The sequence below is a fragment of the Streptomyces sp. NPDC014882 genome (assembly GCF_043081325.1).
Taxonomy (GTDB): Bacteria; Actinomycetota; Actinomycetes; order Streptomycetales; family Streptomycetaceae; genus Streptomyces.
In genome coordinates this window covers 249,506-261,371 of sequence record NZ_JBIBWL010000013.1, presented here as the reverse complement: position 1 = coordinate 261,371, position 11,866 = coordinate 249,506, and the positions used below count along the sequence as shown (strand labels likewise).

At 74.0% G+C, this 11,866-nt stretch carries 7 protein-coding genes; 3 read left to right on the top strand and 4 right to left on the bottom strand.

The annotated features are described in order from the left end of the window. The first annotated feature begins 392 nt into the window (after window positions 1–392). The gene (locus tag ACF09K_RS27095) at window positions 393–1,016 is read left to right on the top strand and encodes a hypothetical protein (protein ID WP_392247529.1); all 624 of its coding nucleotides are present in this window, start codon (window positions 393–395) and stop codon (window positions 1,014–1,016) included. A gap of 214 nt (window positions 1,017–1,230) precedes the next feature. Here the strand turns inward: ACF09K_RS27095 and ACF09K_RS27090 are convergent, their stop codons facing one another. The 4 genes from ACF09K_RS27090 to ACF09K_RS27075 form a co-directional block, all read right to left on the bottom strand. Then, a complete protein-coding gene (locus ACF09K_RS27090) occupies window positions 1,231–5,844 on the bottom strand; it encodes a hypothetical protein (RefSeq protein ID WP_392247527.1) in 4,614 nt (1,537 codons plus the stop codon). 162 nt (window positions 5,845–6,006) lie between these two features. Continuing rightward, window positions 6,007–6,882, bottom strand: coding sequence for a hypothetical protein (locus ACF09K_RS27085; protein ID WP_392247525.1), 876 nt, complete (start codon window positions 6,880–6,882; stop codon window positions 6,007–6,009). A gap of 180 nt (window positions 6,883–7,062) precedes the next feature. Beyond that, window positions 7,063–8,589, bottom strand: a complete 1,527-nt coding sequence (locus ACF09K_RS27080) for a hypothetical protein (protein WP_392247524.1) — start codon at window positions 8,587–8,589, stop codon at window positions 7,063–7,065. Between the two features lie 192 nt (window positions 8,590–8,781). Continuing rightward, window positions 8,782–9,486, bottom strand: a complete 705-nt coding sequence (locus tag ACF09K_RS27075; protein ID WP_392247522.1) for a GntR family transcriptional regulator — start codon at window positions 9,484–9,486, stop codon at window positions 8,782–8,784. 205 nt (window positions 9,487–9,691) lie between these two features. Here ACF09K_RS27075 and ACF09K_RS27070 point away from each other — a divergent pair, with 205 nt between their 5' ends. Together ACF09K_RS27070 and ACF09K_RS27065 are read left to right on the top strand one after the other, a co-directional pair. Continuing rightward, window positions 9,692–11,029 carry an MFS transporter gene (locus ACF09K_RS27070; RefSeq protein ID WP_392247521.1) on the top strand — a complete coding sequence of 446 codons (1,338 nt, stop codon included), beginning with the start codon at window positions 9,692–9,694 and terminating at the stop codon, window positions 11,027–11,029. Between the two features lie 5 nt (window positions 11,030–11,034). Further along, window positions 11,035–11,865, top strand: coding sequence for a putative hydro-lyase (locus ACF09K_RS27065; RefSeq protein WP_392247561.1), 831 nt, complete (start codon window positions 11,035–11,037; stop codon window positions 11,863–11,865). Window position 11,866 lies beyond the last annotated feature (1 nt).

The window sequence follows — 11,866 nt, the reverse complement described above, 5'->3', positions numbered from 1 at the left end:
CAGGGGGTGCGCATGTGCGTCAACAAACGGCGCGAGCCTACTACCGACGCGCCGTTAACTCGAAGACGCGTCCGGAATCCGAACGTCCGTATAGGCGCCCCAGCAGGGTGAGTTGTCCGTTCATTGCGGGAGATTGCCTCCCGGAACCAGCGTCTTCGACCGGGACGGGATCCGACCGACTTCGTGGCGGAGTTGGCCAGATTTTTTCGCAGTTCGGGAATCTTCGGGGCGGGTTGCGCGTCCTACTCATTGGGAATTGGGGACGGAATCGGCCGCAGGAGCCGCATGCCGCACCCGGGCGGCGTAAAAGAGCGCAAGCCGGGCAGCCAATGGGGAGCCGGTTCTTGGAGCCGGAGGCAAGCGGTCTGCCGGCGGTGGGGAGTGACACGTTGATGGGCACGGCGGAGCGGCGCGGGGCGCCCGAGGACGGCACGGCGGCGCGCGGTACGGCGCTGCGGGACCCCGAGGCACCGGATCGCGACATTCCGGTGAAGGGGCGCAGAGTGACGGAGCGAGATGACCTTCCCGTAACCGCGGCGGCCGTCGGTGACGGGACCGAGGACGTCCGTCTCCCGGGGACGGCCCGGATGGGCGACGCGTCCCGTGCGGAGCGGGAGCGACCGCTCTACCGGCCGCTGTGGGTGGAAGAGCCCGCCCGTCGGCGCCGGCTTCCCGACCCGGTTCGCAGGTCGGCGGTGCGGGCGGTGCTGTTCATCGCCGTGACCCTGCTTCAGGCCATGGTCGCCTTCCTGTGCACGCTGGCAGGATCCTGGCTGGCGTTCCCCATGGTCATCAGCAGCGTGGTCAGCACCGTGGTGGCCACCTGGGGCGCGCTGGACGTCTGGGTGACCCGCCAGGTGTGGAGCCAGCGCAACGGTGTCGTGTCGACGCCGAGCAGCACCGCGCGAGCACTGCGCCGTGAGCGTCGCCGGGCGCGCCGACAGGAGCGGGCCGCCGAGCGCACGCAGGAACGGATACGTCGCCGGAGCGGTGCCGGACAGCTGTCCCACCCCTGACACCTGCGACCGATCGCACGGCACGTCCCCTGGCACTCGAGACCGGTCTCAGGGGGCGCAACGATCGGCCGGCCGCTCCGACCCGCGGCCGGCCGATCGCGCCGGCCGACTGGTGCATCACGCCGCTGCATCATGCCGGTCCCGGAGCGGCACCCGTCCTTCCTCGCTCTCGAGCAGACGCCCGTGACGACGACGGTCTCCCGCCGCCGCCGCGTTACGGGGTGGTCGGTGCCGGGCGCTTGAACATCCTCGTCGCCGTGATCTCGCTGTGCCCCGCCTCGCCGGGGGACGCCTGCGGCAGTCCCGGGCGGAGGTGCTCCTCCACACTGATGTACTTCAGGCCGGCGCGGAGGTCGGCATCGTTGCGCAGGCGGATGACCAGGGGAAACTCCGCCAGCGCCGTCGTGTCGAACAGGCCGGTGGTGTAGAGGAGCTGCACACCGAGGGCGTCCGAGACCGCGCGCTGGAGCTCCAGCAGATAGGTCGCGTTGGCGCGGCCGATGGGGTTGTCGAGGAAGAGCGTGCCGGCGTGCCGGTGTTTGTCGCGGCCCCGGTCGTTGCTCCGGAGGGCCGCCATCGTGCAGTACAGGGCGATGGCGGCGGTGAGCAGCTGGCCACCGGAGAAGACGTCGCCCATCTGGCCGACGGGTACCCGCTCGGCGCGCAGCACGGCGTCCGGCTTGAGGATCTCGACGGCGACGCCCTTGGGCTCAAGCGCCGCCCCGACGCCCCGCAGCAGCAGGGACATGCCGTCGCGCCGCAGGTCGGAGTTCTTCTTGACGGCGGCGCGGGTGGCCTCGTCGACGACTTCACCGAGCCGCTCGGTGAGAGTGGCCTGGTCGGGTTCCTCGAAGCGGATGCGCAGGAACTCCTGCCCGGACCACTCGCCGAGTCCCTCGGGCAGCCGGGACAGCCGCTGGGCGGACCGCAGGGTGGCGAGCGCCGACTCCACGAGACCGCGCAGCCGGTCCACGATCGAGTCGCGGTTGCGCTCCAGCTGCTCCAGCTCGTCCGTGAGGACGCGGAGCCGGGGCGCGAAGGCGTCCGCCCATTTCTGGGCGTGCTCGGGCAGCGCGGCGGCGGGCAGTTCGCGGATCTGCTGCCGGGCGGGGGTGCGCACCTGTTCGTAGCGGGTGGAGTTGGCGTGCCGGACGAGGACGTCGCTCGCCTCACGGACCGCGGCCTCGGCGGCGGACAGGTCGGCGGCGCAGCCGCGCAGGGACCGGCGGGCCTCGGCCGCGGACTGGCGGGCCTCCTCCAGGGTGCCCGGGTAGGGCTCCGGCGCCTCCTGTTCCTCCTCGGAGGTGTGCTCGCGCAACAGGTCGCGGAGCATGGCGGCGATCTCGTCGAAGCCGCCGGCCGCGTCCTCGGCGGCACGGTGGGCGTCCAGCAGTTCGGCGTGCGCCTCCCGAGCCTGGGTCAGCGCCTCCGTGCGGGAGGCCAGCTCGGCGGAGGCGGTGCGCAGCAGGGCCTGCGCGTGCTCGGCGTCGCGCGGCTCGAGCTCCTCGGGCAGCCGGGTGTGCGCGTCGCCGTCCTCGGGCGCGTGCCGTTCGGCCTCGCCGCGGAGCCTGCCGAGCTGTTCGCTCGTGCTGGACACGCGGGTCTCCAGGAGCTGGACCAGCTCCTCCGCGCGCGCGGCGGCCGCCTGCCGGGACGGCCCGTCGGAGCCGTCGGGGGACTGGAGCAACTGCTCCGCACGGGTGCGGACCTTGTTGCTCAGCCGGTCCAGCTCGGCCAGGGCCGCACTCTCGTCGCTCTCCGCACGGGCCTGTTCGGCTCGCAGGTCGGCGCCGACGCCCACCTTCTCGTACACCTGGGAGGCGGCCCGGTAGGCCTCGCGCAGGGCGGGCAGGGACGCCTTGGGCGCGCCCGGCTCGTCCTCCGGTACGTCGTCGGGGGCGCCGGCGATCTCGGAGCGCTCGGCGCGCAGCGCACGCGCGGTGCGGCGGGCGTCGTCGGCGGCGCGCTGGGCGGCACGGCGGTCCTCGTCGGCGGCGCGGGCGCGCTCCAGGCAGGACTGGGCGCGGGCCTCGGACTCCGCCGCCTCGTCGGCGAGTTCACGCAGCTTGACCTGCCAGCCGGCGCGTTCACGCAGCCGGAAGGCGAGGCCGGCGAGGGCGTCGGCGGCGCGCCGGGCCTTCTGGGCGCTCTCCTGCCGCTCGTCGCGCAGTTGTGCGACTTCGGCGGCCGCCTCGTCGGCCTCCGCGCGCACGGCCCGCGCCTCGGCCAGCTCGGCCTCGGTCTCCTCGGCGAAGGCGCGCGCCTCCTCGGCGGTCCGCGCCAGTTCGGTGAGCCGCCCGGCGGGGCAGCCGGTGCGCCAGGAGGCGAGCCGGGCCGCCAGCTCGCGGTCCTTGCCGAGCCGCGCCGCGAGCCGGCGGATCTCCCCGTCCCGCTCCGTGGCCCGCGCGCGCAGCGCCTGCCGTTCCTCGTCGGCGGCGTGTTCGTCGTGCATGGCCGGGTTCGGCGGGACGAGGAAGACGTCACGGGGGTCGGCGTCGGGCGCCGGGGTGGGCGCGAGGAGGGCGGCGGCGGTGCCGACGGCCACGGCGGACCGGGGCAGCAGCGCGGCCTCGCTGAGCACTTCGCGGGCGCGGGCGTGCGAGTCCGGGTCGGTGATGACCACGCCGTCGACCAGTTCCGGCCGGGCGGCGAGGACGCGCGCGTGGTCGACGGGGTCGACGGCCTGGGCGAGGTAGCGCCAGCCGGGCAGGGCGGGGATGCCGTGCTCGCCGAGGAACTCGACCGTCGCGAGCACGTCCGGGCCGGGCGGCAGGAGTCCGCCGTCGCCGAGTGCGCCGAGGATGCGGGAGTCGTCGGCGGCGGCGGTCCGCAGCTCGAACAGCTGCCGTTCGGCGGAGGAGACGGTGTCGTCGAGGAGTTCGCGCAGCTCTTCGGCGTAGCGGTCGAGGTCCTCGGGCGTGAGCCCGGTGCTCTCGGCCTCGTCCTCCTGGCGTGGCTGAGGAATGATCCGCGCGGCCGCGCCATCCGTCAGACCGAGCAGCTCGGCCAGGCGCTCCTCGCTCGCGAGGCCCTCGGCGAGCCGGCGCTCGGCCTCGTACGACCGTTGCGCGGCCGTCGCCGCGTCCGCGGCCCGGGCCGCGGTCAGCTCGGCGCGGGACTCGGCCGAGGCGGCCTCACGGGCGTGCTCGGCGGCTGTCCGCGAGGCCTCGCGGGCGGTGTCCCAGGCTGCCACGGCGCTCTTCTCGGCGTCGCTGGCGGCGAGGGCCGCACGTGCGGGGTCGGCGTCGGGTGCGCTGTCGTCCAGCCAGCCGGCGCGGACCGCTTCGGCGGTCTCCTGCTCGACCTCGGTGAGGCGCTGGCGCAGGTGGCCGGCCTCGCTGCGGGCGCGTTGCGCCTCGGTGGCGGCGGAGGTGGCGTCCCGGTGGGCGGCCTCGCCGACGTCCTGGAGCGCCGCGGAGCGTTCCTCCTCCTCATTGGCGAGGGCCTCGGCGCCCGCGGCGGCGGTGTGCAGGGCGCGGACGAGGTCGGCGGCGGCCTTGGCGCGGGCGGCCAGCGCCGGGGCGGCGTCCCGCTCGGCCTCCTGGATGGCGGCGGACACGCGCGCGACGCGGTCGGCGGCGGCGCGCTGCCGCAGGGAGACCTCGGCGGCCTGCCAGGCGGCGTGCAGGGTGCGGCCCTCGGCGAGCTCCCGCTTCTGCGCGGCGGCGGACTTCTCCGCGGCGGCGAGCGCCAGGGAGGCGTGCCGGAAGGCGAGTTCGGCGGCGATGAGCGCGCTGCGCTCGCGGGCGCCCTCGGAGTGCGTGACGGCGTAGGCGGCGGCCGTGACGCGCTGGGCCAGGTCCGCGGCGCGGGTGCGTTCCCGCAGGCCACGGGCGGTGAGCCGGCGTGCGAGGGTGCGGGTGCGGCGCTCGGCACCGGTGTGGACGTCACGCGCGCGTGCCCGCGCCTCCGCGGCCTCGACGATGCGTCCGAGCAGGTCCACCGAGCCCGCGGTGAAGTCGCGTTCGGCGATCAGTTCGGCGCGCCGGCCCAGTTTGCTGCCGAAGCCGCCGACGAGGTCGGCGAGACCGTCGGTGTCCCGTGTGTCCGTCACGGCGCGCAGCAGCAGGTCGGTGAAGTCGGAGTCCTTCTTGACCGCGAAGAGGCCGGCGGCCTCGCCCTCGTCGGCGTTCATCTCCCGCTGGTAGCGGAAGAGCTCGGGGTCGAGGCCCAGCTCGCCCAGGTGCTCGATCCACCGGTCGTGGATCTCCTCCCAGTGCACCTCGAGATGCGGGTACGCCTTGCCCGCGTCGGTGAGCGCGTCCCGGAAGCCCTTCATGGTGCGCCGGCGGCCCCGCGCTCCCGACTGGCCCTCGACGGACGGCCGTACGGCGGTGGACTCGGCGACGGGGAGGTTGTCGAGGGTGAGGCCGGGGCCGGGCCGGAAGGAGTACCAGGCCTCGGCGAACTTCCGCGGGTCGTTGGAGACCTGCCGGCCGCGCCACTCGCTGACCTTGCCGACGACGACGCACTCGCCGGTCAGCACGTGCTGCCACTCCAGTGCGACATGACCGCAGTCGTCGGCGAGCAGGAACTTGCGCAGGACGCCGGAGCTGGCACCGCCGAGGGTGTTGCGGTGGCCCGGCAGCATCACGGAGAAGATCAGCTTGAGCAGGACGGACTTCCCGCCGCCGTTCTCCAGGAAGAGCACGCCCGCGGGCGCGGGCCGGCGCGGCGGGCCGACGGGCTCGTCCTGGAAGAACTCCGCCTGCATGGGCGCGGGATCGGGCACGACGTCGCCCACGCCTCGCAGGTCAAGCACGGTGTCGGCATAGCGCGCACCGGCGGGCCCGATCGAGTAGAGGCGGACCCGGGACAGCTCGTACATGGCGGACTCTCGTAAGTCTTCGGAAAGGTGCGGTGGATCGGTGCTTCGGGGGACTGCCCGGGCTCCGGGACTCCGTGGGGTTCGTGGAGTTCCCGGGAGCCGCGGGAGCCGCGGGAGCCGCGGGAGGTCCCGGCGGCGGGGCCTCGAGGGGCTCGGGCGGCTTCAGGAGTGGAACGGCAGCCCCGCGTCGGCGACGAGGTCAAGGTCGTCGGACTCCTCGGGGGGCAGCAGCGTCGGTGTGCCGTCGGTGACCAGGACGACACCCAGTTCCAGCAGCTCGGCCAGGGCCGCGCTCCCCGCCATGTCGCGGACCTGGAGCTGGTAGCGGGCGGTGGTCCGGTACGTGCCGCCGTTGTCGTCGCCGGTGCGCTGGAGGAATCCGGATTCGGTGAGGAACGCGACGGCCTTGCCGACGATGCCGGTCGTCGAACCGGCGAGCCGGCGGGCGTCCTTGGTGGCGCCGGCGGCGCTGCGTCTGGCCCAGACGCGCCAGGCGGCCTCCAGGCCCGGGGCGTCGGTCGCGGGGTCGGTGTTCTCGCCCTGCTGTTCCGCCCGCTCCTCCAGGCGGCGGCAGGCCTGGCGCACGAAGGCGTCGACGCCGTTGACGCTGACCCGGCCGATGTAGCCGTCGTCGGCCAGGTCCTCGGGCCGGGGGAAGGCCATCGCCGCGACGGCGAGGTGGGCCAGACCGTGCAGGAACCGGTCGCCGGAGTCGGCGGACGTGCGCCGCGCGTAGTCGCCCATGCGGACGGCGAACACCGAGTCCTCGGCGGCGGTGACGGCCATCCCCGCGCGCGGGGACACCTCCAGCACGATCAGCCCCAGCCCGGTGGCCACGGCGTCCGCGAGCCGCGCGAACGGCGGGTCCTCGCGGTAGCGCCGCAGCAGGTCGGCGTACTCCTGGTCGCGCGAGGGCTGGAGTCGGGGCTGGAGCCCGAAGGCGACGAGCCGCGCCGCGTCGGCGGCGTCGGCGGGAGTGACGACGGCGGAGGCCGGCGCGGCGGCCTCGGGCTCACTCCGGTCGACGTACTCGGTCACGGTTTCGGCTCCTTGCTGCGGGGGTGCGCGTTGCTGCGGGGGTGTTCGTTCTCGCGGGGGTGCTGCGGGGGCGCCCGCTCCTGGGCTTCGGCGGCCGGTTCGCGCCGCTTCGCTCCGGGGCCCGGCGCGTGCCGGCCGGCTTCCGGATCCGGTTCGCGCCGCTTCGCTCCGGGGACCGCCTCATGCCGCTTCCGTCCGGTCCGCGGCCATCCCCGCCGCGTCCAGCAGTGCGGTGCCCACGATCAGGTCGGCCCCGCCGAACTCCGGATCGTCCAGTTCGGTCCCGTCGTCGACGGCGAACAACAGCTTCTGCTCGCCCTGCCGATAGGCCGTGCCGACCGCCGGGCTGGCCGCGTGCACCGCCAGCAGGGCCACCAGGTAGGGCAGTTCGGGATCCCGCCCGCGCGCTTCCGCGAGGAGGCCCGACAGCCGCCGCGGCGCGTCGGCGGGCAGGTCCAGCAGTTCCGTCGCGGCGGCCAGCTGCTCCTCGCTGAACCGGCTGTCGTCGGGTGTCGCGATGAGGTCCGGCTCCGGCATCTCGGCGCCGAGGTGCTCCCGCTCCACCGGTGGCGTCAGCAGCAGGTCGACGAGGTCGCCCACCCGGACGGACACCGGTGTCCGCAGTCCCGTCCCGTACGCGAAGAACGCGTCGGTGACCCGGACCGCCTCCTCCAGCGGCAACGGCAGTACGGGCGCGACGAGATGCCCGTAGAGGTCTGTCCCCGACGACGTCATGGGGGTGGCGAAGGCCTGCCGGTCCTGCTCGGCCCGGAACAGCGGTCCGGCCTCCAGCAGCCGGGACTGCAGCTGAGTGTGGCGGCGGATGCAGTCCTTGACGATGTCGACGAGTTCGGCGGCCCGGCGCTTGTTCTCCGCGTCCTCGATCTCGTCGCGGGCCTTGCGGATGTTGGTGAGGATCGCGTTCTCGTGGCGGTAGCGGTCGGCCACGTGGTCGAGGGCCTCGGCGATCATGTCGGGCACGGCGTTGAGCCAGTCCACCGCGCGGACGTTGCGCCGGGTCGCCTCCAGGGCCCGGCGCAGCGTCTCCGAGTACTGCACGGTCCGGTAGCGGGCCTGTTCGGCGGCGAGTTGGGCGTCGGCCAGGCGGCCGCGGCGGACGAGGACCTCGAGCTTGACCTCGGCGGCGATCTGCGCGCTGGTGACATCGGTGTCGAGGGCGCCCACCAGGACGTTGACCGCCTCGTCCGTGGTGCGGAGGTAGACCGTGCCGCCGTGGCCGGGGACCTCCTCGACGAGCTTGAAGTCGTAGTCGCGGCGGACGTAGGTGCCGTCCTGCGTGAAGGTGCCGTACACGGCGCGGAACCCGCGGTCGACGCTGCCGACGTTGATCAGGTTCTCCAGGACCCAGCGGGCGACGCGCTCGTGTTCCTCGGCCGGGCGGCGGGGGGCCTGCGCGGCGATGCGCGGGATCAGCCGGACGACTATCTGATCGTGGTCGGCGCCGGTGTCGAAGTCCATGTTCAGGGTGACCAGGTCGATCGCGGAGAGGGCGATCTCCGCCATGCCGTAGACCGAGTACTCGCCGGCGAGGTTGGCCTTGCGCGCGTCGAGGTCGTGGATCGGCGCGGTGCAGGCGAGCGCGCGCAGCCGCCGCGCCAGCCCCTCGTCGGCGGCCGGGCCCGGCGCCGGGCGCGGCCCCGCGCCGAGCTGGGGCGGAACACGGTCCGTCGATGCAGGCGAAGTCACGGTGCACAGACTAGGTCCTCGGTCTGACATCGACCCAAACGACGCAGAAGCGACCCCCGTCACAGCGGCGCGAGACCGTCCGCCGCGAACGCCGGAAAGCCCGGCCGCACTCCGCCCGAGCCGCTGTGCGGAGCATCGATCACCGCCGGGAGCCCGGCCGCCGCCGAGAGCCCCAGTCGCCGTGGAGAGCCTTCAGACGCCGGCGGGGGCGTCGCCCACCCTCCGCCGGTACACCTCGACGATCCGCTCCAGTGAATCGGCGAGATACACGGCGAGCAGTTCCTCCGCCTCGTCCCTGCCGCCGGCCTCGAGCGCCCGGAGGATCTGCCGGTTGCGGGTGAGGTAGGGCTCGTGCAGCCGGCGGGGGTCGTCGACGACGTGGAAGGCCAGCCGCAGTTCGGCGAAGACGCTGCGCATCAGTTCGTCGGTGCGTTCGCTGCCCGCGAGGGCGACCAGTTCCCGGTGGAAGTGGATGTTGGCCGTACCCAGCGCTTTCCAGTCACCTTCGCGCGCCGCCCGCTGTCCCTGCCCGACGGCCTCGGCGAGGTGGTCGAGGACGTACGGCGGCTCTCCCAGACCTCGTACGACGGCGCACTCCACGAGGGCGCGCGTGCGGTAGATGTCCTCGACGTCCTCGACGGTCAGGACCCTGACGAAGACGCCCCGGTTCAGCTCGTGGACGAGCAGGCGTTCGTGGGTGAGCAGCCGGAACGCCTCGCGCAGGGTGTTGCGGGAGACGCCGAGGGCGCCGCCGATGCCGTCCTCCGACAGGCGTGTCCCCGGCGGGAAAAAGCCCTCGGCGATACGGCTCCTGAGGATGTCCGAGACGCGTTCGGCCGTGCTGGTGCGGCCCAGGAGGGCACGGTCGTCCGCCAGTCCCGCCAACTGCTCCGCCATGCCCGGAATTCAACCGCAGACACCAGGACGAGACAACAGGGGTATTGAGGGATCGTTCAACGATCCTCTACTTTGCTGGACACCTTGCTCCGCACGGCGCGCCCCCCGCACGGCACCACCCGCGCGGCACGCCCCCGCACGGCACCACCCCGCACGGCACGGCTCAGCCCTCAGCACCCTCCGTCATCCCTCTGCGAGGTGCCCCATGAGCACGCCCCCTCCACCGCAGGCCCCGCACACCGACGCCCCACCCGCCGGGGCTCCGTACACCGACGTCCTCCTCCCGGCGGCCGAACACGCCGGCGCCGACGACGACGGCTCGCCGGGCTGGTTGCGCGCCCTGGGACCGCGGGGCCGCCGCGCCTTCGCGGGCGCGTTCGGCGGCTACGCCCTGGACTCCTACGACTACTTCACGCTGCCGCTCAGCATGGTCGCGCTGGCCGCGTACTTCGGTCTGGACAGCGGCCAGACCGGCCTGTTCACCACCGTGACGCTGGTCGCCTCGGCGGTGGGCGGCGCCTTCGCGGGCGTCCTCGCGGACCGGATCGGCCGGGTCAGGGCCCTGATGATCACGGTCGTCACCTACGCCGTCTTCACCGTGGCCTGCGGCTTCGCGCCCACCTACGAGACGCTGCTGCTCTTCCGTTCGCTCCAGGGCCTCGGTTTCGGCGGTGAGTGGGCCGTCGGCGCGATCCTGGTCGCCGAGTACGCGAGCGCGAAGCACCGGGGCCGCACCCTGGGCGCGGTCCAGAGCTCGTGGGCCGTCGGCTGGGGCCTGGCGGCGATCGTGTACACGCTGGTCTTCTCCCTGCTCGGCGACGACGTGGCCTGGCGCGTGATGTTCTGGACGGGCGCCCTGCCCGCCCTGCTCGTGGTGTGGATGCGGCGGCGCGTGCAGGACGCGCCCACGGCGGTCGCCGCACGCGAGCGCGACGCCGGCAAGGGCTCCTTCACCGCGATCTTCCGTGGCCCCCTGCTGCGCACGACGGTCTTCGCGGTCCTGCTCTCCACGGGCGTCCAGGGCGGCTACTACACGCTGGCGACCTGGGTGCCGACGTATCTCAAGAACGAGCGCGGGCTGTCGGTGGTCGGCACGGGCGGCTACCTGACGTTCCTGATCTCCGGCGCCTTCCTCGGCTACCTGACCGGCGGGCATCTCACCGACCGGCTGGGCCGGCGCCGCAACATCTGGCTGTTCGCCCTGCTGTCGGCGGTCTGCGTCCTGGCGTACGCCGACATCCCGAGCGGTGCGGACACCCTGCTGCTGGTCCTCGGGTTCCCGCTCGGGTTCTGCATGTCGGCCATCTTCAGCGGGTTCGGGTCCTTCCTGAGCGAGCTGTACCCGACGGCCGTGCGCGGGACGGGACAGGGCTTCACCTACAACACCGGGCGCGCCGTCGGCGCCGTCTTCCCCACCACGGTCGGCTTCCTCGCCGACAGCTGGGGCGTGGGCGGGGCCCTCGTCTTCGGCGCGATCGGTTACGGCCTCGCGGCGCTGGCGCTGCTGGGGCTGCCGGAGACGCGCGGAAGGGAGCTGGAGTGACCGGAGTGAAGCGTCCGGCCATCGGGCGGGACCGCCCGGTGGCCCTCGTGGACGAGCACGCGCACGCGTGGAGCCCGGCAACCGCCCGGTCCCGCTTCCGGGACGGCCTGACCGGTCCCACGGCGGGCGTCGCCGCGGGCCGCACCCAGGCCAATCTGATCTCGGTGCCCGCGGACTGGGCGTACGACATGCTCCTGTTCTGCCAGCGCAACCCCAAGCCCTGTCCGGTCCTTGACGTCACCGACGCCGGCTCCTGGACGACCGTCCTGGCCGAGGGCGCGGACCTGCGCACCGACCTGCCGCGTTACCGGGTGTGGCGGGACGGCGAGCTGGTGGACGAGCCGACGGAGGTGCGCGGGTACTGGCGGGACGACCTGGTGTCGTTCCTCATCGGGTGCAGCTTCACCTTCGAGTGGGCGCTGACCGGGGCGGGCGTGCCGATCCGCCACGTCGAGCAGGGACGCAACGTCCCGATGTACGTGACGGACCGCCGGTGCCGTCCGGCGGGGCGGCTGCGCGGTCCGCTGGTGGTGTCCATGCGGCCGGTGCCGCCGGAGCACCTGGCGGCGGCCATCCGGGAGAGCAGCCTGCTCCCGGCGGTGCACGGCGGCCCCGTACACTGCGGCGATCCGTCGGGGCTGGGCATCGACGACCTCGGCCGCCCCGATTTCGGGGAACCCGTGGACGCCGGACCGGACGACATCCCGGTGTTCTGGGCCTGCGGTGTGACCCCGCAGGCCGCGGTGACGGCCTCGCGCCCGCCGTTCGCCCTCACCCACGCACCGGGACAGATGTTCCTCACCGATGCCCGCGACGAGCAGTACCGCGTGGCCTGAC